This is a genomic window from Lactobacillus bombicola, from assembly GCF_900112665.1.
In the GTDB taxonomy this organism is placed as follows: Bacteria; Bacillota; Bacilli; order Lactobacillales; family Lactobacillaceae; genus Lactobacillus; species Lactobacillus bombicola.
On the sequence record NZ_FOMN01000007.1, the window covers coordinates 1 to 22,772 of the forward strand.

22 protein-coding genes, 2 tRNA genes, 1 rRNA gene and 1 other annotated feature are annotated in these 22,772 nt (G+C 35.2%); of the genes, 19 read left to right on the forward strand and 6 right to left on the reverse strand.

Annotated features, from left to right (window positions below; all coding sequences use genetic code 11):
- The first annotated feature begins 131 nt into the window (after positions 1–131).
- The 6 genes from rrf (at position 132) to BM203_RS06020 (ending at position 3,621) form a co-directional block, all read left to right on the forward strand.
- Positions 132–248 (forward strand): 5S ribosomal RNA (rrf, locus tag BM203_RS05995).
- Positions 249–259: 11 nt separating this feature from the next.
- A tRNA-Asn gene (locus tag BM203_RS06000) sits at positions 260–332 on the forward strand.
- Positions 333–481: 149 nt separating this feature from the next.
- A complete protein-coding gene (locus BM203_RS06005; RefSeq protein WP_090093513.1) occupies positions 482–1,492 on the forward strand; it encodes a mannose/fructose/sorbose PTS transporter subunit IIA in 1,011 nt (336 codons plus the stop codon).
- A gap of 11 nt (positions 1,493–1,503) precedes the next feature.
- Positions 1,504–2,310 carry a PTS mannose/fructose/sorbose transporter subunit IIC gene (locus BM203_RS06010; protein WP_090093515.1) on the forward strand — a complete coding sequence of 269 codons (807 nt, stop codon included), beginning with the start codon at positions 1,504–1,506 and terminating at the stop codon, positions 2,308–2,310.
- Positions 2,311–2,339: 29 nt separating this feature from the next.
- Entirely contained in the window at positions 2,340–3,254 is a 915-nt protein-coding gene (locus BM203_RS06015) for a PTS system mannose/fructose/sorbose family transporter subunit IID (RefSeq protein WP_090093517.1), read from the forward strand.
- Between the two features lie 4 nt (positions 3,255–3,258).
- A complete protein-coding gene (locus BM203_RS06020) occupies positions 3,259–3,621 on the forward strand; it encodes a DUF956 family protein (protein WP_090093519.1) in 363 nt (120 codons plus the stop codon).
- Positions 3,622–3,664: 43 nt separating this feature from the next.
- Here the strand turns inward: BM203_RS06020 and BM203_RS06025 are convergent, their stop codons facing one another.
- Positions 3,665–5,029: an amino acid permease gene (locus BM203_RS06025; protein WP_090093521.1), complete on the reverse strand. Its 1,365-nt coding sequence runs from the start codon at positions 5,027–5,029 to the stop codon at positions 3,665–3,667.
- 164 nt (positions 5,030–5,193) lie between these two features.
- Between BM203_RS06025 and BM203_RS06030 the strand changes: the two genes are divergently transcribed.
- Positions 5,194–5,742, forward strand: a complete 549-nt coding sequence (locus BM203_RS06030; RefSeq protein ID WP_090093522.1) for a GNAT family N-acetyltransferase — start codon at positions 5,194–5,196, stop codon at positions 5,740–5,742.
- Between the two features lie 39 nt (positions 5,743–5,781).
- Here BM203_RS06030 and galE read toward each other — a convergent pair whose 3' ends face one another.
- Positions 5,782–6,771 carry a UDP-glucose 4-epimerase GalE gene (galE, locus tag BM203_RS06035; RefSeq protein WP_090093524.1) on the reverse strand — a complete coding sequence of 330 codons (990 nt, stop codon included), beginning with the start codon at positions 6,769–6,771 and terminating at the stop codon, positions 5,782–5,784.
- 142 nt (positions 6,772–6,913) lie between these two features.
- Here galE and BM203_RS06040 point away from each other — a divergent pair, with 142 nt between their 5' ends.
- The 5 genes from BM203_RS06040 to BM203_RS06060 all read left to right on the forward strand — a co-directional run bounded on the left by BM203_RS06040 (position 6,914) and on the right by BM203_RS06060 (position 11,825).
- Complete coding sequence (locus tag BM203_RS06040; protein WP_090093525.1) at positions 6,914–7,672, forward strand: NADPH-dependent oxidoreductase; 759 nt, start codon at positions 6,914–6,916, stop codon at positions 7,670–7,672.
- Between the two features lie 69 nt (positions 7,673–7,741).
- Positions 7,742–7,814: transfer RNA gene (locus BM203_RS06045), tRNA-Thr, on the forward strand.
- Between the two features lie 341 nt (positions 7,815–8,155).
- Positions 8,156–8,204: a sequence feature (sodium ion sensor (DUF1646 type); this cis-regulatory element may regulate processes involved in with the transportation of sodium ions), on the forward strand.
- A gap of 39 nt (positions 8,205–8,243) precedes the next feature.
- Positions 8,244–9,404: a cation:proton antiporter gene (locus tag BM203_RS06050; protein ID WP_090093527.1), complete on the forward strand. Its 1,161-nt coding sequence runs from the start codon at positions 8,244–8,246 to the stop codon at positions 9,402–9,404.
- A gap of 623 nt (positions 9,405–10,027) precedes the next feature.
- Positions 10,028–10,690, forward strand: a complete 663-nt coding sequence (locus tag BM203_RS06055) for a CPBP family intramembrane glutamic endopeptidase (RefSeq protein WP_090093529.1) — start codon at positions 10,028–10,030, stop codon at positions 10,688–10,690.
- A 973-nt stretch (positions 10,691–11,663) separates the two neighbouring features.
- On the forward strand, positions 11,664–11,825 hold the full coding sequence (locus BM203_RS06060; protein ID WP_090093530.1) for a CPBP family glutamic-type intramembrane protease: 162 nt from the start codon (positions 11,664–11,666) through the stop codon (positions 11,823–11,825).
- Positions 11,826–11,856: 31 nt separating this feature from the next.
- Here BM203_RS06060 and BM203_RS06065 read toward each other — a convergent pair whose 3' ends face one another.
- Positions 11,857–12,906 (reverse strand): IS30 family transposase, encoded by a 1,050-nt coding sequence (locus BM203_RS06065; protein WP_090093532.1) that lies wholly within the window; start codon positions 12,904–12,906, stop codon positions 11,857–11,859.
- 139 nt (positions 12,907–13,045) lie between these two features.
- Between BM203_RS06065 and BM203_RS06070 the strand changes: the two genes are divergently transcribed.
- Positions 13,046–13,351: a dihydrofolate reductase family protein gene (locus tag BM203_RS06070; RefSeq protein WP_143453049.1), complete on the forward strand. Its 306-nt coding sequence runs from the start codon at positions 13,046–13,048 to the stop codon at positions 13,349–13,351.
- A gap of 37 nt (positions 13,352–13,388) precedes the next feature.
- On the opposite strand, the gene BM203_RS06075 is transcribed toward BM203_RS06070, so the two are convergent.
- Positions 13,389–14,351, reverse strand: a complete 963-nt coding sequence (locus BM203_RS06075) for a D-2-hydroxyacid dehydrogenase (protein WP_090093536.1) — start codon at positions 14,349–14,351, stop codon at positions 13,389–13,391.
- A 293-nt stretch (positions 14,352–14,644) separates the two neighbouring features.
- Here BM203_RS06075 and BM203_RS06080 point away from each other — a divergent pair, with 293 nt between their 5' ends.
- The 6 genes from BM203_RS06080 (at position 14,645) to BM203_RS06095 (ending at position 19,798) form a co-directional block, all read left to right on the forward strand.
- A complete protein-coding gene (locus BM203_RS06080) occupies positions 14,645–15,475 on the forward strand; it encodes a zinc ribbon domain-containing protein (protein WP_090093538.1) in 831 nt (276 codons plus the stop codon).
- Between the two features lie 11 nt (positions 15,476–15,486).
- Positions 15,487–16,860: a zinc ribbon domain-containing protein gene (locus BM203_RS06085; RefSeq protein WP_090093539.1), complete on the forward strand. Its 1,374-nt coding sequence runs from the start codon at positions 15,487–15,489 to the stop codon at positions 16,858–16,860.
- 145 nt (positions 16,861–17,005) lie between these two features.
- Positions 17,006–17,161, forward strand: a complete 156-nt coding sequence (locus BM203_RS08430) for a hypothetical protein (RefSeq protein ID WP_159428290.1) — start codon at positions 17,006–17,008, stop codon at positions 17,159–17,161.
- Between the two features lie 126 nt (positions 17,162–17,287).
- Positions 17,288–17,437 carry a hypothetical protein gene (locus BM203_RS08435; RefSeq protein WP_159428291.1) on the forward strand — a complete coding sequence of 50 codons (150 nt, stop codon included), beginning with the start codon at positions 17,288–17,290 and terminating at the stop codon, positions 17,435–17,437.
- Between the two features lie 268 nt (positions 17,438–17,705).
- A complete protein-coding gene (locus tag BM203_RS06090; RefSeq protein ID WP_090093541.1) occupies positions 17,706–18,785 on the forward strand; it encodes an AEC family transporter in 1,080 nt (359 codons plus the stop codon).
- 14 nt (positions 18,786–18,799) lie between these two features.
- Entirely contained in the window at positions 18,800–19,798 is a 999-nt protein-coding gene (locus BM203_RS06095; RefSeq protein ID WP_090093543.1) for an NAD(P)-dependent oxidoreductase, read from the forward strand.
- A gap of 43 nt (positions 19,799–19,841) precedes the next feature.
- On the opposite strand, the gene BM203_RS06100 is transcribed toward BM203_RS06095, so the two are convergent.
- Positions 19,842–20,528, reverse strand: a complete 687-nt coding sequence (locus BM203_RS06100) for a response regulator (protein ID WP_090093544.1) — start codon at positions 20,526–20,528, stop codon at positions 19,842–19,844.
- A 2-nt stretch (positions 20,529–20,530) separates the two neighbouring features.
- The gene (locus BM203_RS06105) at positions 20,531–22,117 is read right to left on the reverse strand and encodes an ATP-binding protein (RefSeq protein ID WP_090093546.1); all 1,587 of its coding nucleotides are present in this window, start codon (positions 22,115–22,117) and stop codon (positions 20,531–20,533) included.
- Between the last annotated feature and the right edge of the window lie 655 nt (positions 22,118–22,772).

The following is a 22,772-nucleotide window of genomic DNA, read 5'->3' on the forward strand; positions in this document are numbered from 1 at the left end:
CGTGAGGTTTGGAGCGGACTAGTACTAATCAGTCGAGGACTTGACCAAAAGCGAAGGCAGTCAAAGAAGAGAGTGGAACGGTTTTTTCGAAGGATAATATTTAGTTTTGAGTGTAAAAGCTCAAAAAGAAGTACGGTGGCAAGAGCAAGAAGGAAACACCTGTAACCATGCCGAACACAGAAGTTAAGCTTCTTAACGCCGAGAGTAGTTGGTGGGAGACTGCCTGCGAGGGTAGGACGTTGCCGTGCTTTTTTAATATTCCGGCTTAGCTCAGTTGGTAGAGCGCTTGACTGTTAATCAAGATGTCGTCAGTTCGAGTCTGACAGCCGGAGCAAGGTTAAAAAAGAAGGTCTAATGACCTTCTTTTTTTGTTTATGAAAATTAAATTAGTGGCACTAAAAGTTTAGTGAGAGCGTGACTTAAACGCTTTTAAAAGGTACAATATAAGTATATATATATTTTATTTAAAGGAGGAATTTTCATGGTAGGGATTGTATTGGCAAGCCATGGTGGATTTGCGGATGGAATTGCCCAGTCTGCAGAAATGCTCTTTGGCGAGCAATCCAATTTTGCTCATGTCATTTTGAGACCTGATGAAGGACCCGATGATATTAGAGGAAAAATGGAAGAGTCGATTTCTTCATTCGATAGCCAAGATGAGGTACTGCTATTAGTTGATTTATGGGGTGGTACTCCGTTTAATCAGGCTAGCGGATTACTTGAAAGTCATCCATCCTGGGCAGTGGTTTCTGGAATGAATTTACCAATGGTTGTTGAGGCTTTAACACAAAGAATGACTAATCCAGAGGCTAGTGCTCATGAAATTGCAACAGCAATCATTGCTCCAGCAAAGGATGGCATTAAGACCAAGCCGACTAATTTGATGTCTGAGATGCAAACACAAACAGTTGCTTCATCAGATAAATCTGAAGAAATTAAGAATAAATCTATTCCAGAAGGAACAGTAGTTGGTGATGGTCATATAAAATATGTATTGGCTAGAATTGATTCACGTTTATTACACGGACAAGTTGCCACAGGTTGGATTCCAGCAATGCATCCAGATCGTGTAATTGTTGTATCAGATCGTGTTGCTAAAGATGATATGCGCAAAAGCATGATTCGCGAAGCTGCCCCTGCTGGTGTTAAAGCGCATACCGTACCATTAGCAAAAATGGTGGAAATTGCTAATGATCCGCGCTTTGGTAATACTCATGCTTTACTTCTTTTTGAAAATCCAGAAGATGTATTAAAAGCAGTTAAGGCGGGAATCGACATAAAAACAATCAATGTAGGTTCAATGTCTTATAGTGTTGGTGATGTAAATGCTAATAACGTTTTATCGATGAATCAAGAAGATGTAGACACTTTTCATGAACTTAAAAAAATGGGTATTAAGTTTGATGTGCGTAAAGTACCAAATGATAAACCTGGTAACATGGATGCAATTTTGAGTAAAGCGCAAAGTTTGCTTAATGAGCAGAATAAATAGGGGAGTATAATATGAACACTATTCAAATGGTTTTAGTGGTCCTTGTTGCCTTTCTTGCAGGTATGGAAGGTATTTTGGACCAGTGGGAATTTCATCAACCTTTGGTTGCTTGTACACTAATTGGTTTAGTAACAGGACATTTAGATTTAGGTATTATTTTAGGTGGGCAATTACAAATGATTGCCCTTGGTTGGGCTAATATTGGGGCCGCTGTTGCTCCAGATGCAGCCCTAGCATCGGTTGCATCTGCCATTATTTTAGTTCAAAGCGGACAAGGTACTAAAGGAATTGGAATGGCAACTGGTATTGCAATGCCTTTAGCAGTTGCTGGATTGTTTTTAACAATGATTGTCAGAACAATTTCAACTGCTATTGCACATATTATGGATGCTGATGCCAAAAAAGGTAATTGGCGCAAAATTAATATGTGGCAATGGATTGCAGTTTGCTTACAAGGATTAAGAATTGCTGTTCCTGCTGCATTGCTTTTGGCAATTCCAGCTTCAACGGTTAAATATTGGCTAGGCTTAATGCCAACTTGGCTTAACGAAGGTATGTCAATTGGTGGTGCCATGGTTGTAGCAGTGGGTTATGCAATGGTAATTAACATGATGGCAAGCCGTGAGGTTTGGCCATTCTTTGCGATTGGGTTTGCTTTAGCTGCAATTAAGGACTTAACTTTAATCGCTTTAGGTGCAATTGGTTTGGCAATGGCCTTAATGTACTTAGCACTTGAATCTCAAGGCAATAGCAATAATTCAAGTACAAATAATGAAGGTACCGGCGATCCACTCGGCGATATTATTGATGATTATTAAAGTGATATTTAAGAGGAGGAGAGTTTATTATGGCTGATCAAAAAATAAAATTAACTAAAGCCGATCGCTTCAAAGTTATGTGGCATTCACAATTTTTGCAGGCTTCATGGAACTATGAAAGAATGCAAAATGGCGGTTTTGCTTATTCCCTAATTCCAGCATTACGAAAGTTATATCCTAATCAAGAGGACATGGCGGCAGCACTAGAGCGTCATTTAGTATTCTTTAACGTACACCCTTATTTGGTTTCGCCAATTTTAGGAGTTACCTTAGCTTTAGAAGAGGACAAAGCTAATGGTGCTCCAGTTGGTGACGAAGCAGTCCAAGGAGTTAAGGTTGGAATGATGGGTCCCCTAGCCGGTGTTGGCGACCCAGTCTTTTGGTATACTGTGCGTCCTATCGTTGGAGCATTAGGTGCTTCAATGGCAATTCAGGGCAACATTTTAGGACCAGTTTTATTCTTTGTTATATGGAATGTAATTAGAATTGCCTTTATGTGGTATACACAGGAATTTGGCTATCGGGCAGGTTCAGCGATTACTAATGATATGTCAGGCGGATTACTGCAAAAGGTAACGCGTGGAGCGTCCATGATGGGAATGTTTGTCCTAGGTTCTTTAATTGAACGCTGGGTCAATATTAAATTTACGCCAATTGTTTCCCAAACGCCAATTCAAAAGGGTGGTTACATTGATTGGAATACCCTGCCAGCAGGTGCTAAAGGAATCCAACAAGCTTTAATTGCTCAAAGTAATGGTTTATCCTTGACTAAATTTAAGGTGACTACCTTGCAAAATAATTTGGATACCTTGATTCCTGGTTTAGCTGGTTTATTATTAACCTTCTTGTGTATGTGGCTTTTGAAGAAGAAAGTATCCCCAATAGTGATTATTATTGCTATTTTCATTATTGGTGTTGGCTTACACGTTTTGCATGTGCTCTAATAAAATGGTTGAATCAAGTAACAACAAGGTTGATTTTACTACTAATGCAACATGGTTTCGGGGAATTTCAACTTATGGCAAAGCCATGATTGGAAATAAAGCATTTGAATTTTATAATGATCGTAATATTTCTGATTATGTCCAAATTCCATGGACAGAAGTAACTTATATTGTAGCGGATGTCCATTTCGGTGGTCGATATATTCCAAGGTTTGAAATTCGAACAAAAGTAAACGGTAAATTTATTTTTTCTACAAGAAATAATAAGAAAACTTTACGTGCAATTAGAAATTATGTTCCAGCTGATCGAATGCGGCAAGCATTGGGGTTATGGCAAAAAATAAAGCAAAGGTTGATACATAATTAAAAAATCTTAGGTCAAAAGATCTAAGATTTTTTGTTATCTATGTTTATTCTTGATGGCGAATTTTAACTAAACTAAATAAAATAATAAAAATTAATAGTGCAGCAATCATTGCAATTCGATTTTCTGGCAAAAAGAGTAATAAAATAATCATTATGATAAAGAAGACTAGAGTAGCAAAATCTAAATAAGGAAACCAAGGCATTTTAAAATCGGTTAATTCTTGTTCCTTTGTTTGTTTACGATATGCAATATGGGTAAGCAACATTAGACACCAAATAATCAAGAACATACTAGTTGAAGTCGAAGAAATAAAATTAAATGCATTATTTCCAATTAAAATGATAACTAAGGGAGCTAATTCCATTAAAACAGCAGATAGGATAAGTGCGTTTTGTGGAAGTTTTCGGTGTAACTGGCCAAAAGTATGATTCCATTTACCTTTGCCTTGATAGGTAACCGAGAAAAGTAGCCTGCCTGCACTGTACAAAAAACTATTAGTAGCTGAAACAGCCGCGGAAATTACTACAAAGTTAATTAGTGAGCCAGCATTTTGGATACCAGTTGCAGCCAAGGTTTGGACAAAAGGACTGGAGTTAGTCGCAACCTTATTCCAGGGAATTACGACTAAAATCGCCACAATTGCTAAAACATAAAATAAGATGATTCTCATAGGTACTTCGTTAATTGCTTTTTTTATGGTTTTGGCTGGATTTTGGGCTTCGGCTGCAGTTAAGCCAACTAGTTCTACGCCGACAAAACTAAAGATAACCATCTGAAAGCCAGAGAAAAAGCCAATGCTACCTTTGGCAAATAGGCCACCGTGACTGTTTAGATTGGCAAAAGTAACTGGGCCCAGACTAGTTTTGCTACCTGTTAATAAGAGGTAAAAGACCAAAATGACGAAGGCGATAATTGTTACAATTTTAATAATTGCAAAGCTAAATTCCAAATTACCAAAAAAACGTGCGGACAGTAAGTTAATAATTAATAATACTGCCACTGTTATTAATCCAGGTAGCCAAGTTGGCAGGCGAGGAAACCAATATTGGAAATAAATTCCTAGAGCAGTCATTTCCGCCATCCCCAATGTGACCCAGCTAATCCAATAAAGATAACCTGAAATCAGACCTATATCTTTACCTAAGTATTTTTTGATAAAGTCGATGTAGGTATGCTTTGATAAATCTGAAACAATTAGTTCACCTAGAGCACGCATTAATAAAAATAAAAAAATTCCCACAATAACGTAAATTAAGAGGACACTTGGACCAGCTCGGCGGATACTATTGCCGACACCTAAAAATAAGCCTGTGCCGATTGTTCCACCTAAGGCAATTAATTGAATATGGGCGTTAGTTAGGGTTCGTTCATAACCACTATTATTGTTTTCTTCATCTTTTTCATTCATTAGATTTCTCCGAAACTATAAAATATTACATTGATATTACAATAGTCGATTATAGCATTTATTAAATTGACATGCTTATATAAAGATGAAAATTTTTTGAGTTGACAATTATTTTGATAATTGTATGATGAGTTTAATTAAGGATTTGTTAAAGGAGATAATCAATGTTTGTTTTAGCTACTTTTTCGTTGAACAATTTATCCATTAAGTTAGTTTTCCCGGAAACAAGTCATGCGCAAAGTTTATATAATCTTATTGAGCAGGATCGATCAGAATTATCACGCTTCTTGCCTTGGGCGAATGAAATAAATGCGCTTCAGGATGAACTTGCTTTTATTAAGCTTATGCGAAGTGAGACCGCAGAATATAAAAAATTGGCATTAGTGATTCTTGTGAATAACCAGCCAGCGGGTATGGTTGATCTGCATGATATAAAGCTAAATCATCAAAGTGCGGAAATTGGTTATTGGCTTGGACAAAAATATCAGGGTAAAGGAATTATGACTGAATCGGTAAAACGTTTGGTACAAATTTCATTTAGTAATTTAAGTTTGCATCGTTTAAACCTCTTGGCCGATCATCGAAATAAAGCTAGTAGAGCAATAGCACAAAGATTAAAATTTGATCACGTAGCATTATTGAAAGATGAAGTAAAATATCACGGACAGTTTTGTGATATGGATTTGTATACCGTAATTAATTCGACAAACTAAAAAATGGACTGGTATTTATCACCAGTACATTTTTTTAGTTTAATCTTCATAACCATTAGGATGAGCTTGGTGCCATTGCCAAGCACTGGTAATGAGCTCTTCCGCACTTTCAAATTGGGGCTGCCAGTGTAAGATAGTTCTAGCTTTAGTAGAATCAGCAACAAGACTATCTGGATCACCGCTACGTCTTGGTCCGATTTTATATGGAATTTGAATTCCGGTAACCTTGCGCGCAGCTTGCAAAATTTCTAAATTAGAGTAGCCGTGTTCAGTACCTAAATTAAAGACATCTGATAGGTTAGTTTTGATTAAATATTGTAGTGCTAAAATATGAGCATCGATTAGATCGGTTACTTGAATGTAGTCACGTACATTAGTACCATCTTGTGTATCGTAGTCATTACCAAAAATAGTGAACTTATTATCCCCCTTAACAGCACTATTTAAAATATTGGGAATAAGATGTGTTTCAAGTGCATGGTCTTCACCTGTTTGTCCATCCTTTGATGCCCCGGCAACGTTGAAATATCTTAGCGCAACTGATTTTATACCATTAGCTTTGTCGGCCCAGTGCATGATTTTTTCCATCATTAATTTGGTATCACCATATGGATTAATTGGATTTAATGGTGAATCTTCAGTAATTGGTAACTTTTTAGGGATGCCATAAGTCGCAGCACTAGAAGAAAAGACCAGGTAATTCACCCTTGCATCCCGCATTGCCTCAAGAAGGGCAATCATTCCCCAAACATTATTATCGTAATACTTGAGGGGATTTTTCATTGACTCTGGTACTAGTGAATAGGCTGCAAAGTGCATAACAGCATCAATTTTTTCATTACGCAGAATTTGACTTACTAAAAATTTATTTTTAAGGTCGCCTTGATAAAACTTGGCGCGATTGTCTACAGCCAGACGATGACCTGTGTATAAAGCATCAAGCACAACCACTTCGTACCCGTTATCCAGTAATTGTTTAACTGCATTTGAACCTATGTAGCCGGCTCCACCAATAACTAATATACGCATTTTTGCCTCCATGTTTGTAACCGTTTAAATAAATTTTAGCATAAATTGGTAAATTATTTATATAAATTACTACTAATTGACACCAGGTAGTTTTTGCACTACATTAATTTTAAGTAAGTCAATTCAGAGGGGAAGTAAGCCAATGATTCACAATTCAACCATTGATCAGCAAATTAATCACAGATCGATTAGAAAGTTTAAAGCCCAATCGTTAACAACCGAACAATTAACAACCTTATTCACAGTTTTTCAGCATACGGCTACAAGTCTATTTATGCAAAATACGACTCTCTTGCACATTACTGATGAGGAAAAACGAGCAAAAATACGGCAATTGTGTAACCAAAAGTATGTAGGGGCAGAAGGCGAATTATTTATTTTTATAGTTGATCTGTATCGTAATCAGCAGATTCGCCAGCAACTAGGTCAAGATGATGGTCGAGTGCATACAACTGATCTTTTTATGCAAGGAATGGACGATACCTTACTTGCATGGCAAAATGTGGCTAATGCGGTGGAAAGTATGGGACTAGGTTATGTGCCACTGGGGACAATTAATGACCATCCACTAGCACTACTTGAGGTGCTGGATTTACCGAAACTAACTTTTCCTGCACTGGGGATGCAGGTAGGGGTCCCCGATCAAAACCCACAATTAAAGCCACGTTTACCCCTAAAATTCACTACGTTTGAAAATAATTATCCACAAAATTTCAATGTTGCTAAGTTAAAAGACTATGACCAAACTGTGGAAAAATATTATGATTTACGAGCAACTAATCACCGCATTGATTCTTTTACCAAACAAATAACCGGGGCCAAGTTGGATAATAAAAAAATTGATCGCGACCAGTTACCTCAATTGCTGCATCAGCAGGGCTTATGTCTTGACTGGAAATAATAAATAAAAGTCATTCATTTGATTGCATGACTTTTTTTGTTTTGGTATAATTTGAATGTTATCAAAAGCGCTGATTTAGCTCAGTTGGTAGAGCGTTTCCCTCGTAAAGAAAAGGTCGCCAGTTCGACTCTGGCAATCAGCATAATAAAGGCAAATATAGCATTAAAGTCCGTTGTATTAATCTTGATATGACGGGCTTTTGTTTGTTATAAAGTATTTTAAATAGTTGTAAATTAATGTGAATTGTTGTGGTTAGTCACATTACAGGTCACACAAAGTAAAATAAATAAGAAATTTGTTGTCATTAATTTTTGTGGAATTAACATAACCTTTGATGCAGCAAGCTTAATTGCCTGCTTTTTTGTGTGACTGAGTGTGACTAGAAATAATTTGATACGTAAACACATATTAATTAATTTCAAAGTCATGTAACTATACAAAGAAATTAAAAAGATGTAAAATTTGTTCAATTAAATAATTTGAGGTTGGAGTTATTGAAACTTTCAAGATTTGCTTCTTTGGGTCAGGAAGCAACTTGGAAGTTTTTTTGTTTATGGAGATAAAAATATTTATGGAATTTATTCAAGAATTAGTATTAATTTTGTTGGCATCAACAGTACTAGGACAAATATTTGTCCGCTTTGACATGCCTGCAGTAATAGGAGAGTTATTAGCAGGAGTACTTTTGGGAACAGCTGTGTTGAATTGGGTTAGACCAAGTAACTTAATCAGTGTATTTTCACAAATCGGCGTTATTTTACTAATGACACTAGCTGGAATGGAAAGTGACATTAACTTATTAAAGAAATGTTTTAAGGTAAGCTTTTGCGTTGCTAGTGTAGGTGTGATTTTGCCAATTATTTTAATGGGTATAGCTAGTTATTTATATGGAGTAAAACCCTTAGAAGCAATATTAATTGGAATAATTTTCTCTGCAACAAGTGTATCGATTTCTGCTATTGTGCTAGAAGAAAAGCATCAACTTCATAGCATAGCTGGTACAACTATTTTAGGTGCAGCAGTTGTAGATGATATTCTTTCAGTAATTGTATTGGGCCTATTTACTACCTTTAGCCAAGGAACAGGAAATAAACAGCCAACTAATAATATTATGGTTAATACGATAATTCAATTATTATTTTTTTTCCTTCTTTATTTACTTTATAAATTTGTACCATACCTAAAAGTGCTTTTTTTAAGAATTAAAAATAATCAGATAGTGAATATTATTTATTTATTACTAATATTTACTGTGTCCTGGATTGCTGAAGCAGTGGGCTTGTCAGCCATTATTGGTGCGTATTTTTGTGGGTTGGCTATTAGACAATTGGAAAGTTATAAAAAGGTATATAAAGCTGTTTCCAATATTGGCTATGAAATGTTTATCCCCGTTTTCTTTGTTAATATTGGATTGATGTTGACATTCAAAAATTTTTATAAGGAATTAGGATTTATTTTGATAATGACTATTTTAGCAATTGCTTCTAAATTTTGGGCTGGTAAATATACTAGCAGAATTTTGGGTTTATCTAAGAGTAGTAGTGATATTGTGGGTGCTGGAATAATTTCACGTGGTGAAGTAGCCTTAATCGTTGCCCAAATGGGTTGCAATAGTCGATTATTATCTGAGAATATATATTCTAGTTTAATAATAGTAATTGTTGTAACTACAATTTTGTCACCAATTATCCTTAATTATTTCATTAAAAAGGCTAATAGTGATGTTGATTAATTTGCTATAATACACTGTTTAAATTTGTGGTATTAATTGTGGATTACGAGCTTTTATTTATTATAGATTGTTGGAATAATGGTAAATAATATATTTAGTAATTGACTTAAATTTAGCTTTAGGTATTACAATTTTAGTAAATTAAAAGGAGGTAGTCAAAATGCAAAAAGCAAAAGTAATTGTCCAGATGTGAAGTTCTTTTTTGCTATTGCGACTTTACGATTATAGGAATTTACTGCGAGTGTCACCATTGACTGGTTGCGGTAAATTCCTAGCAGTCCGAATAACTTTTATAGAAAACTTAGAATAGGATAAGTTTTGCTATCGTTTTGTACTATAATAATAGTAAAATTAAAGAAATTGGCTTTTCTAGTTAATTAACAAACATTTTGCTTTGAGACAGGTTGATCCTAATTGCGAGGTTAAAAATAATTATTGATACTCAAGAACTGCAAAAAAAGTTTTAGAAAATAAACGAAAAACGAATTTATAAAGGTGGAAATAAATATTTGAAATGATTTTAACTCAAGAATAATAAGCTGACTATATAAAGTATTGATTGGCTGTCAAGCACGTTGGTGTGTTTTGAGAAATCTTTTGATTTTGAAGGAATAATTATTAATATGAAAAGTTTAAAAAAGATCACAAACAAAGTTTTATATCTTTGTTTGTTTATGATATTATCTATAATTATCCAAATCCCTACAATAAGTGAAGGCTTTTTTGGGGGAGAAAGTTCGAAAAATGTAAATTTATTTTTACATGTTGCGATAACATTTTTTAGTACGATAATTATATTTCTGATTGTTAATACTGTTTATCATCGTTTGAATTCCAAACCAATATTTGTGAAAAATAATATTATTAAAAGTTATAGTTTTGCAGTTTTATTTGCATTACTTTCACAGATTTTACAGTTTGCTATTACAGTTCTTGAAAAGGGAAACGATCGAGATTTAGAGTTACTAGCCGCTTCACAATCAAAACTTGCGCCAATTTTAATAATTACGTTAGTTTTGATTTCTCCACTTTTAGAGGCAATGGTATGGCAAGGAATTTTACAGGGCGGTATTTTAAAAGATATACCTCCTCTTTTTTCAATAATAATTACGAGCGTATTATTCGCATTTGCTCATGGTTATTCTTTTAACTATAAAACTTTAGAGTTATTATGTTCAGGAATTTCGTATGCTATTTTATATTATGTGACTGATGATTTGGGATCAGTAGTATTCTGTCATGGTTTATCAAATTTAATTGTCTATTTAATAAATTTTGTTTTTTAATATTAAAAAACAAAATTTATACATCGAAGTGCTAAAAGAATATGATAAGCCATACTACAATCTGTTTCATCAAGTTAAGCCAAAAAGCTCAGTTAACTGGCTATAGCTGGGCTTTTTGTATGTCTTTTTAATTTTATTAATTTGGCATTTTTCTTTAGTTTGGAAGAAACTTGTATAATTTTTGCTTCTTCAATTTTTGTTATGGGGGAACATAATATGGATGTGAGTATTCATTTTATCAAGTGAATTATTTAAATTATAAATAACATTTAATAGGATGAATTCACTATCCTGAATTGTTATTTCTAAGGAAGTATAAATAAAATCATCATCTATATAAGAGCTGTTAATTTTAGACAAGGGTAATTTTCAAAAAGCATAATAAGATAAATTTCTAGTTTTTAATGTGTATGCTTCCCTTTCAAAATGATGAATTTCTGTCCCACTGAAGTACTATAATTTGCATCTAACCAGTATCACTGAAGTTATAAAATTATCGCTATAATGCCCATTTTATATATAGTCTAGCTCATTTCTATACTTATCGAGTCGAGGTTATATACGGCATCACATAGTTGAGCAACCTTATCTAGCTTTTTACTGATCAAAATTTTTTAAAAGTTTCATTGTTGATGAAAAAACATATACCTTTGAACAGCTTAAGCGGCGAATTCATTCAATTCATATTACATCAAAATTTATTGTGGAATTTTTTCAAGATAACGAATCTGAGTTTGAATAATTATTTGATGTTAAGTAAAAACAATGGAAGAAGATGAAAAAATGTTTGGCAATGAGTTATTAAATGATAGACAAATAGCAGATATAGGGGATAATTAGAAATGGATGTATTAATAGATAATAATTATAAAGAATTATAAGACGATGAACTAAATAACATATATGACGGTAGGTTTGATTTCTGCTTAGGAACTGTTGCAAGTGCTATTTGGGAATTTTGCGATAGCTATAAATGACTACTGGGTATGATGCAGGTCAAAAAGAGTACCTAATAGAAATGCTTAAAACATCTCCACTAGCAGTGTTTATTATTTTTGGAAATATAATAATAGCTCCAGTATTAGAAGAAATATTATTTAGAGGTATATTACAATCTAATTTTTTAAAAAAATAAATCTAAAAATTGCAATTTTAAGTTGAACACCCTACTTGATTTGATAGATGCAATCTAATCTTTTCTCATATAATTCATCGGGAGTGTGGTAGGCTAAGATTTTGCGTGGCAGGTTATTGCACCATTCCTCAATGCCGTAGATTTGGATCATATCATAATCCTTGATGTATTTGCCTTTAGGAATGAAGCGCCTGATTAACCGGTTGTGCCGCTCTACTCCGCCCTTCTCACAAGAAGTGTAAGGGTGCGCATAGTAGACCAACGTCTGCGATACTCTTTCTAACTGGGCTAAATCCGCAAACTCAGAACCGTTATCCGTGGTAATGGTCTTAAAGACCTCATTCCAGTATTCTTGGTAGTGACTGCGCAAGATTTTAAAGGCCGTCATGACGCTGGCAGCCGTCTTATCCTTAATCGGGATAATCATGAATTTGCGGGTCATGCGTTCATACAGGGTTAAAAGGGCCTGGTCATCTTTGGTTTTATGTCCTAAAACTAAGTCGCACTCCCAGTGGCCAAACTCGCGGCGCTGGTTAATAGCAGCAGGTCGCTCACTAATACTGCGCCCCAGTCTGCATTTATGCTGGCGTACCCGTTTGGCTTTAGTCTTACGGCTTAAGCACTCAGGCAAGTCAGTTGCCTTAATCTGTAATAAACCACGTTCCACATAATGGTAGAGCGTCTTGGTGCAGACGGTTTCGGCCCGGGTAAATTTACCACTGGCTAAGGCCCGGCCCACACAGGCATCAAGCGACCAGCCGTGCTTGAAGAAGTGCGCTTCAACGTACTTAATAAAGCGAGTTTTGGCCAAGCAGGCTTGCTTACGACCGCAGTTTAAGCGTCTTGCCTGATAGCATCTTTGCGCTGCTTGGGCATCATAGCGGTGCCGTTGACCGTGATAGAGTGCAATCTGACCGCGTCCAAGCTCATATTTCACGGTTGCGGGCGAACAATTAAGACTAGCGGCAATTTGACGCAGGGATTGGCCCTGCTGGCGCAAGACTTGGATAATCACGCGGTCTTGCAAAGCAAGATGTTGGCCCTTTTGGTGATTAGATATGGTAGAATTAAGCGAGTTCATTGGTAACTTCTTTCTAGAATTGATTGGGTAATTACATTCTATCAAAGAAGTCCAATGGACTTTTTTCATTTTTTAATTAGGGCAAGTGTTCAACTTCATTTTACAATTTACCAAAGAATATTTGGCCTTTCTGCGTACAATGGAAATTCCCTATATTGTTTCTGGAGAGGAGAATTTTAACTTAAAGGAAGTTTTAGTTAAACTAAGAGCATACTTTGGCATTGAAAAATTAGCTCTTTGTGGCGGTGCAAGAATTGATGGTGTCTTTTTAGAGCAGCACTTAGTCGATGAAATTTCTCTCGTCATCTCGCCATATGTCAATGGTGACCGCGAGATTAAGACTGCTTTTGAAACAATTGGCAGAATTGATGATCAATTTAAAATAGATTTTATCAAAAAACTGCCAGACGGCGGATTACATTTAATTTTTAAAAAAGGTGAATAAAAATAAGCTGCAAAGATTAATTTTGCAGCTTATTTTTTTAATTAACGACATTAACGGCTTTTCCGTTTAAGAAAGCTGATAAGTTGTTGATTGTAATATCTAACAGGCGCTTACGTGTTTCTTTTGGTGCCCACGCAATATGTGGTGTAATGTAACAATTTTTTGCAGTTAAGAGCGGACTGTTTACCGGAATTGGTTCTTGCTCGGCAACATCAACACCAGCTGCTCCAATTTTACCATTATTCAAAGCGTGAGCAACATCTTGCTCGTTAATCAACCCCCCGCGTGCTGTATTAAGTAATAGAACGCCATCCTTCATCTTGGTAATTGCTTCTCGGTCAATCATTTCAGTTGTTTCGGGTGCTTGTGGCACGTGAAGACTAATGATGTCAGCTTGTTGATATAATTTATTCAGGCTAACCTGTTTTACGTAGTCTGGAAGATTAGTTTTTGACCGATGATTATAAAAAATAACGTTCATTGCAAAGGCATGGGCGATTTCAGCGACTTTTTGAGCGATGCTGCCAAAGCCAATTAATCCCATTGTTTTACCTTGCAGTTCGATTAATGGCTTTGCCCAAAAAGTAAAATCAGGATTGTTGCTCCAGCGTCCCTCGTGAACCAGTTTATTGTGCAAACCAACTTGGCTAGTGATTTCAAGGAGTAGAGCAAAGGTAAATTGTGCTACTGCATCGGTGCCGTAAGTTGGAATATTAGTAACCGGGATGTTAGCTGTCCGTGCAGCCGCAGTATCAATCACATTGTACCCAGTCGCGGTGACTCCAATGTATTTAAGATTAGGTGCTTTGGTGATAACACTTCGATTTAATGGTGTTTTATTAGTTAATACTATTTCGGCATCACCGATTCTGCGCAAAATCTCGCCGTCATCATCAACTGGTGTTCGATCATAAATGGTACATTCGCCCAACTGCTTAAGGGGTGTCCAATCAAGGTCACCGGGGTTTAAGGCATAACTATCTAAATTTACAATTTTCATTTTTTAACCTCATTTGTTCATTTTTAACTTCTAGTTTACTACAGTTTGCAAAAGCACCAACTATGAAACAGTTCAATCCAGGCTAATACTACAATTTGACAGTAAAAATAGATAATTTTACAATGAATTAGTGTTCTACCTTTTTAGCTTTTTTTATATATAGTTTAGTTATTTGGGTAAAAGACAAAGTGGGAAGAAGATGTTTTACTATCCAATATTGCTATTCAGATTTTGGGAGCGGATGAAAGTAGTTAGTATTCATATAATGTTGTTATAAATGTAAGGAGTAAGTAATGAAAAAGTGCCCTAATTGTGGTGCCCTGATGGAAAATGGGGTTAATTTTTGTACTAAATGCGGTAGCGATTTACGTTCAATTACGTTAGAAAAAGAGCCGGAGCAGGCTACTACTGTAACTAAAAAAACTGCACCAGTTGTGGCTGAAGTTAATCAGCAACATGTTAATTCTGGTAGCTATTTGCAAAATTATTGGGAATGGCTGGTTGAATCATGGAAACGTCCCGCAGCTAGCAATTTAGCTGCTCAAAGCTGGTACGGTTGGTTAACAATTTTAATTGAAGATGTTTTATTTGTTACTGGATTATATTTCTTTGCTAAGTCAGTTATTACCAGTGCAATTGGCTTAGTCAATCATTTTGGGGGCGATACTAGAGGTTGGGGCAATTTTGATATTTCTTTTGGCATTGTCTTTCGGGTATTTTTAATTGTCCTGATTTTCCAACTGATTGTGATTGGTAGTCACTTTGTGGCATATAAATTTATTTATGATGAGCAAATTAATCTATTAGATTTTGTTAACCGCGGTATCCATGCTAGTAACCTAAATTTGATTTTGACAGTCATTTTCTTTTTATTAATGGTTTTAGGACTTAATAGTATCAGATTTACTTTATTTTTAGTTTTACTATTATTTGGTTTGTTCTTTATTGGTCAAGAAGTGGCCTTGCTAGCAAATAACGGTGCTCGACGGGATAAAGCATATGGCGCTTTGCTTGCTTTTGGTATTATTTTTGTTTGTAGTTTGATAATGAACTCACTTATTTATAATTCCGTTTTACGGTCAATTTTTAATCAAATTATTTCGGGTTTTAATGGTTCAATGTAGATGGTGTAAAGATGAATAAAAATGAATTTTGTCCAAATTGTGGACAACCAGTTAACGAAAACGAGGAGTTTTGTTCCAATTGTGGCGCAAAGCTGTCTAATAATAAGCAAAGCCGGCAGGAATACCGAACGGATCAGACGCACCGGCAAGCTGCTGACAATAATCTGCGCCAGCCGATGAAAAAGAAAACTAAGATAATTTTGAGCATTGTGGGCGTTTTGGTTGTTGCTTTCATTGCTTTTTATGCTTGGGGCTCAAATCATTATCAACGGAAAAATCAAGTTGATCAGATTACTGCGTATTTAAAAAATCCGCGGGCAAATTTAGCGGACTATGTTACCTCGGATAATCCTAGTGTGCATGTCACTAATGCGGCTTTGAAGCCAACGCAAAATTATTATTTTGATCACAGTAGTGATGCCGATAAGATGGCAGAAGCTTTTAAGTATGGTGATACTTATGAAGACGTTTCGTTAGTACAGTCAGGACGCTATTTACTGTTTTTCCCTAAATATACGTTAAAATTTAAGACTTTTACACCACATATTAAGACTAATCATGCCAATTCGACGATTTATGTTAATGATGAAAAAATCGGCGGGGTTAATGGTAGTGGTGAAAGTTATTATAAGCAGGTACAGCCACTTTTTCCTGGAAAATATCATATTGTAGTTAAATCGACTGCTGCTGGTCATAAGTTAACTGCTGATAAAAGCGCCAATATTTTTTCAAATAGTGCAATTAATATGAATATCAAGACCGTCAATTTTACGGTTAAAAGCTCTCCTGGTGCGGATGTCTATATTAACGAGAAAAAAGTTGGTACGTTAGATAAGAACGGCGAAAAAGTATTTAACGAATATCCTGCTACGGATGACATGAAGATTTATGTCATGATGAAAGTCGACGGCAACGCAATCAGATCAAAGGTAATTGATTATGATGATTTAGGCTTTGATGATGACGATGATAGTAGTAGCAATGTCGTTAAGCCTGAATGGCCTGGCTTAATCAGCGAGGATGATGCCAAAAATATCTTGGAAGACAACTTTGAAGATCCAGCTGAAGATGCATTTGTTGGTGGCGCGGAAAATAAGGGTTACCAAGAACTGCATGAGCAGATTGGTAACTTTAATGACAATGACGAGATAATTTCTTATGATATGGATTGTAGCATTGTTTCCATTTCGCCTGCGCCAGATAATAGTAGTAATGTTGTCTATAAGATAACTTACACTTTTGAGCATGATGATTATGAGCATAAACAAGTAATGCTGTATTCTGGTTGTGTCTTCCACCAAAATGGTGATGACGATGATGCTTCACAAAAAATTAAAGCAATTGGTAATGGAAAGATTATCAGTGATAAAAAGTATAATAACTAAACTAATAGGGCACATCACATGTGATGCGCCCTATTTAGTTTCAAATTACATTGATGAGTAAATTGACCAAGATAAAAGATCATCAATCTATTAAATTTCAAAATAATAGGAGAACTTAAAATTAATAAATTGCGTAAGAATTATCATGAAAAAAGCAAGTATCGTTCCACTATTTTTTAAAGGAAATTTCCTTTTTTGGAATACTGCATATATGTTTTCATTAAAGAATGGGCGCAAACTTAATCTTAAATACTATCCTGAACTTAATAAATTGGGTTACTGGATTAAGGTTAATGATTAAACTAATTAACGAGTATAGTCACTTTTAGGGCTTCCGGCGTTTAGCTAAAAATTTTGTCGAATAACAGGGCTTCAACCAGATGATTTTTACGTAAATTTAGTTTCTAGTTCAATTATTGGCATATCTTTGGCAATTCAAACTTATGCAGCACCTGGAGCAGTGATTTTTGCTGTAGTAATGGCAGCAATTATGTATGTCTTTTTTGAGCAACCGTCAGTTCATAAGAAGGTGAGCCATATAGCAGAGCAAGAAGAAGACGGCTTTGATGAATTTTAAATAGCTCATATAAAAATAATGATAATAAAAGCATTCTATTTTGTGAAAATTAAAATAGAATGCTTTCTTTGTCTTTTTATTCACATATTATATTAATTTGAATTTGTAGAAAAAAGCAAATCGCTTTACTGATAAAATTACCCGTTTATATTTACTTGATTTCGCTTACATAAGTTACAAAAGGTTACATTAATTTACTATTATTATCAAAAATTTAGGTTAAAACTAAAATATATTGTGAAATATGTAATTAATTAGGAGGAGAAAGATGAATATTGCGAAAGCAATTCAAGTGACATTTTCCAATGCTGCGATAGTTAGCTCAATAACGTCAACAATTTTTATTATTTTATTGGGTTTTTATTTACGTAAGCGTAATATCTTTACAGAAAAGTATGGTAAGCTTTTATCTAAGATTGTTTTAACAGTTGCGCTTCCGGCTTTGGCATTCAACTCATTTATGCAACCGATTAATGGCGAAACTTTTTCGCAAGGGATGAATGTGTTAATTTGGGGAATTGTAATTTATATTATTTTGATTTTGGTAACCCCAATTTCTTATGCCAAATATCCTAAAGATAAGCGGGATGTTCTAGCAATTTTAACCACTTTTGGTTCAACTACCTTTTTTGGAATTCCAATTGTTGGTGCGGTCTTTGGTACCAAGGGCATAATGTATAGCTCGATTTTTAATATTGGCTACCGGATTTTTTTATATTCTTATGCTTATATTAAGATGTCTGGCTTGAAAATGAATGCAAGCAATATCAAAAAAATGTTTGTCAATCCGGTGGTAATTGCTACTTTTTTGGGACTGATTATGTGGCTAGTGCAAAATTACATGCCACAGGTAGCTGTAAGACAAGCTGTTAATGGCGTAATTAATCCTGGTGCACCAATAATTAAGGTTGCCTTTTACCGAATTGATCAGACTGCAATTTGGCTGTACAAACCACTGCAATATCTGGCTAACCTAGCATCACCACTTGCTTGGCTATCAATCGGTGCTACTTTAGGTTCGACTTCATTTAAAAAAGCTGCGGAAAACAAGACTTCTTGGTACTACAGTTTTAATAAGGTTGTCTTAGTACCACTGCTTAACTTGGTAATACTGGTCATCTTAAATGTGACTAACATCTTACCGATTAGCTATGTTGCTTTAGGTACAATCATTATTATGATGGCTACGCCAACCGCTGCCGTTGCTTCGTCTTATGCGATTAGCTTTGATCGTGAAGCGGTATTATCGTCCAATGCATCCTTTGTATCGACAATTTTAGCGGTAGTGGCAATGCCATTTTGGATTGCCTTTCTCGGTGTTCTTAGTCAAAGCGGATTATTTCATTAATTAGGAGGTTTTTTATGTTTAAAATTGTTGCTTATGGCGTACGTGAAAATGAAGTAGATTACTTCAAGAAATTAAATAAATACCATTATGATGTGCAATTGGAACCTGAATTGTTAACTCATGATAATATTGAAACTGCCAAAGGCGCAGATGCTGTTTTGTTACGTGCCAATTGTAAGGCAGACGCACAAAACTTGGCGAAATTAAATGAGTGGGGCATTAAATACGTCTTTACTAGAACAGTAGGTTTTAACCATATTGATCTTAAGGCCGCAGCCAAATATGAAACAAAAGTTGCTCGTGTTCCGGCATATTCACCATACGCTGTAGCCGAATTGGCAATGACCCTAGGAATGATGCTCTTTAGACATACTGCTTTGGCAGTCGATATGACCAGGCAGGGAAACTTTAGTGTTTCGACCGCCACTTTTTCTGGGGAAGTTCATTCAAGTACTGTGGGAATTATCGGAACTGGTCGAATTGGGGCGACTGAAGCGCAGCTATATAGTGGAATGGGAACCAAAGTCTTGGGCTATGATCCTTATCCAAGCGACTTCGCTAAACAATATGTTGAATTTGTTGAGCAGGATGAATTGCTGTCAAAATCAGATATTGTTTCAATCCACGTGCCGTATTTCCCAGGTCAAAATGATCGTTTAATCGATGCGGACTTTTTAAAGAAAATGAAACCAACTGCTGTTTTGGTTAATACGGCGAGAACACAACTTGCTGATTATCCTGCTATTATTAAGGCAATCACTCAAAATCAAATTGCTGGTTTTGCTAGTGATGTTTTACCAGACGAAGTTGAAGTGCTGGGACATGATTTTAAAGGAAATATCACTAATGAACTGACTAAGCAGTTAGTTGATTTATATCCTAAGGTTCTACTAACCCCGCACATTGGTTCTTACACTAGTCCAGCTTTAACCGATATGATTGCAGTCAGCTATGAAAACTTCCACCAAGTTTTAGAGACAGGTAAGACTGATAACGACGTTAAGTTAGACTAAGTTAATATACAAAAAAGCGAGCTATCAGCTGATAGTTCGCTTTTTATTTATTAGCTTTATAAAGTTTAATTGGTCGACCTACTTTTAGGTAATGTGTTTTGATTGTTAATTCATTAGTTTTTACTAAATAATCTAAATACTTTTTCGTGGTAATCCGTGAGAGTTTAGACTTACGGGCAATCTCCTGATTAGAAAAATAATCGGGTGTTTCTGCGATGATTGCCTTTATTTTGTTAAGAGAAAAATTTGATAGTCCTTTAGGCAAGGAGGTCATTTCTTTTTCTCCAGCAAAATCTTGTGTAATGAAAATCTGATCGAGTTCAGTTTGCGATAATTGTCGATCTTGGTTTAATACCTCATTATATTTTAGAAAATGCTCAATTGCCTTATGGAATCGCTCAAAAGAAAATGGTTTTACCAGGTAATCGAGTACGCCATAGTTTAATGCTTGGTTAATGCTTTGGCTATCTTTAGCAGCTGATAACATGATTACATTCGGATGGAGATTGTGCTCAATAAATAATTGAAGAAGCTCAGTACCTGAAATTTTGGGTAAATAAATATCGAGTAAGACCAAATCAAGCTGCATTTTTTGCGCAAGGGCTAAAGCTTTATCTGCTCTATCTACTTGATAAAGCTTCATTTTTGCAGGCGGAATTATTTTCATTAGGTACTGTTTATCAATTGAATTGACCATGGGGTCATCTTCCACAATGAGAATCTGTAACATTTTTACTCCTCGCTGTTAATCGGTAATTCAAGATAAAAATTGCTACCATGTGGATTACAAGGTGTAATGTCAATATAGCCGTGATGATTATCGATAATCTGCTTAACCAGCATTAAGCCGTAACCATGAGCTTTACCTTTAGTAGAATATTTTTGCTTAAAAAGTTGTTCTCGGACAGCAGGCGGAATACCACTACCGTTATCGGTCACTTCTATAATCAGGGTTGTACTTTCGGTATCATAAGTAAGTTCGAGTTTAATGGCACCACTGGTATCAATGGCGGCTAAGGCATTGTCGATTAAGTTACCCAAAATCTTGATCAGATCAAGATTTAATTGGTCTGAAACAATTGCTTGTGGCAAATAGGAATCAGGAGTAAGTGTCAAAGTCACTTTTTGCTCTTTAGCCTGATTAATTTTACCGGTTAAAAACCCGACTAAAGCTGGTGATTCAATCTGCTGGTTTAGCTGGCCAAACTCTTGCTGGTAATTAGCATTAACTTTGCCAATAAAATTAGTAACATTATCATATTGCTTTAATTCAATCATATCGTAAATTGCCTGTAATTTATTGCGAAATTCATGCGATTGCGCTCTAAGCGCTTGAATGTATTGCTCACTTCCAGCTAATTGTTCAGACAGTTGTTGGTATTTGGATTGATCTTGCAGTAGAGCAATTTGGCCATAAGTTTTGTCATGATAAACTAGCCTATTAGTGGATACAATGTATTCTTTAGCGTTAATTAAGAGCGGAACATTGGTCTTATTTTGTGAATGATTATGATTAAAAATTAGTTTAGCTAAATTGGAATTTAGTGCAGTACCCACTTTAACTGCTGGAAATGTTTTTTTAGCTAAATAATTGGTTGTAATTACGATGTTTTGTTCATTAACGGCAATTAAGATTTCATCAATACTATCAATAATAGCGTGTAGTTCCGGCAGCTTGGTAGCAATTTCATCTGGTTCCATATTAAAAAGAGATTTTTTAATCCTTTGCGCTAAAAAAAGTGCCAAAATTATGCCAGCACATAAAGCAAATAATGAACCAAGAATAACCGCTTTTTGAGCAGATAAAATTGCCCTGTTAATTGAGCTATCGGTTAGACCAACGCAAACAATGCCAACTTGTTGTTTGTTCTTGAAAACAGGGACAAAGATGCGATAGCCCGTTCCTAAAATACCTTTGCGATGTGAATAATGGCTTTTACCAGTGCTTGATTTTTTAGCATCTTGCGGAGAACTAAATCTTTTGCCAATCCGACTAGTATCAGGGTGGGAGTAGCGCATTAATTTCCGGTCTAAAATGACAACGAAATCAACATGAGATGCCTGTGTAATTTGATTGGCATATTTTTGCAATGAATTATTTTGGGTGGGCTGGGGATGCTTTTTTAGAGTTTCCTTAACGGTTGCATCTTGAGCAGCAATTCTAGCAACTCCAGCAATTTTCTCTTTGATTATTTGCTTTTGACTCTGTTTGACGTGGTATGAAGCGATACTGCCAGCAGTAATAACAAAAATAACTGTTGTTAAAAAAACTAGTAAAACAGATTTAGTTCTTAAGCTAAAGCGTGATTTTCGTAGCATGTTTTTCCTTTTTATATCGTTACAACTGATTACTACTAGTATAAACTACTAAATCATAAAAAAGCTTAACTTAAAGGAAGATTTTATCAAGTGCTTAAGTAAATAACTAAAATATCTTTTAAACTAAAAATAGCAGTCATAACTGATAGTTACCAGCTATACTTAAAGTTAATTGATGTCAAAAATTGCAGTTTTAATAGAAGTCTTTAAAGGTGACTAATGTAAATAATCTCAGGTTACTAAATTCACTAAGTGAATTAATCAATTCTCATTATGATAGTGGCAATCACGCAATTGTTAGTGGAAAATCTCTCCCGATTAGACCAGGTGACTGTTAATGAAATTATCAATCATGCTTAATGTTTTGCAATCTGTTGTCAGACACTTTTGCGAAAAATTAGGTTATTCAAGTTTGATTGATTTGAAATCATCGTTTTCTAAAATAATTTTCCCTATTGATTACTGTTTCTACTTCTGGAAAATACGCTGAAATTTTGAATGATTTTTTACGAGAATTATCGGGAGACAAAATTTTGTAAAGAAGCCATTGATTTAATAATTTTTGAACAACATGATATAGAATAGATTTAGAAAGAAGAAATAACTTGCAGCTAATTATTCTTAATTCGTTTATCAAACATGTTCAAACATTGAC

Excerpts from the sequence above, each read along its gene's own strand:
- BM203_RS06010 (WP_090093515.1), top strand. The coding sequence starts at position 1,504 with ATGAACACTATTCAAATGGTTTTAGTGGTCCTTGTTGCCTTTCTTGCA.
- BM203_RS06005 (WP_090093513.1), top strand. The coding sequence starts at position 482 with ATGGTAGGGATTGTATTGGCAAGCCATGGTGGATTTGCGGATGGAATT.
- BM203_RS06065 (WP_090093532.1), bottom strand. The coding sequence starts at position 12,906 with ATGAACTCGCTTAATTCTACCATATCTAATCACCAAAAGGGCCAACAT.
- BM203_RS06105 (WP_090093546.1), bottom strand. The coding sequence starts at position 22,117 with ATGCTACGAAAATCACGCTTTAGCTTAAGAACTAAATCTGTTTTACTA.
- BM203_RS06060 (WP_090093530.1), top strand. The coding sequence starts at position 11,664 with ATGACTACTGGGTATGATGCAGGTCAAAAAGAGTACCTAATAGAAATG.
- BM203_RS06050 (WP_090093527.1), top strand. The coding sequence starts at position 8,244 with ATGGAATTTATTCAAGAATTAGTATTAATTTTGTTGGCATCAACAGTA.
- BM203_RS06095 (WP_090093543.1), top strand. The coding sequence starts at position 18,800 with ATGTTTAAAATTGTTGCTTATGGCGTACGTGAAAATGAAGTAGATTAC.
- BM203_RS06040 (WP_090093525.1), top strand. The coding sequence starts at position 6,914 with ATGATTCACAATTCAACCATTGATCAGCAAATTAATCACAGATCGATT.
- BM203_RS06020 (WP_090093519.1), top strand. The coding sequence starts at position 3,259 with ATGGTTGAATCAAGTAACAACAAGGTTGATTTTACTACTAATGCAACA.
- galE (WP_090093524.1), bottom strand. The coding sequence starts at position 6,771 with ATGCGTATATTAGTTATTGGTGGAGCCGGCTACATAGGTTCAAATGCA.
- BM203_RS06080 (WP_090093538.1), top strand. The coding sequence starts at position 14,645 with ATGAAAAAGTGCCCTAATTGTGGTGCCCTGATGGAAAATGGGGTTAAT.
- BM203_RS06085 (WP_090093539.1), top strand. The coding sequence starts at position 15,487 with ATGAATAAAAATGAATTTTGTCCAAATTGTGGACAACCAGTTAACGAA.
- BM203_RS06055 (WP_090093529.1), top strand. The coding sequence starts at position 10,028 with ATGAAAAGTTTAAAAAAGATCACAAACAAAGTTTTATATCTTTGTTTG.
- BM203_RS06075 (WP_090093536.1), bottom strand. The coding sequence starts at position 14,351 with ATGAAAATTGTAAATTTAGATAGTTATGCCTTAAACCCCGGTGACCTT.
- BM203_RS06070 (WP_143453049.1), top strand. The coding sequence starts at position 13,046 with ATGGAAATTCCCTATATTGTTTCTGGAGAGGAGAATTTTAACTTAAAG.
- BM203_RS08430 (WP_159428290.1), top strand. The coding sequence starts at position 17,006 with ATGAAAAAAGCAAGTATCGTTCCACTATTTTTTAAAGGAAATTTCCTT.
- BM203_RS06090 (WP_090093541.1), top strand. The coding sequence starts at position 17,706 with ATGAATATTGCGAAAGCAATTCAAGTGACATTTTCCAATGCTGCGATA.
- BM203_RS06025 (WP_090093521.1), bottom strand. The coding sequence starts at position 5,029 with ATGAATGAAAAAGATGAAGAAAACAATAATAGTGGTTATGAACGAACC.
- BM203_RS06030 (WP_090093522.1), top strand. The coding sequence starts at position 5,194 with ATGTTTGTTTTAGCTACTTTTTCGTTGAACAATTTATCCATTAAGTTA.
- BM203_RS06100 (WP_090093544.1), bottom strand. The coding sequence starts at position 20,528 with ATGTTACAGATTCTCATTGTGGAAGATGACCCCATGGTCAATTCAATT.
- BM203_RS06015 (WP_090093517.1), top strand. The coding sequence starts at position 2,340 with ATGGCTGATCAAAAAATAAAATTAACTAAAGCCGATCGCTTCAAAGTT.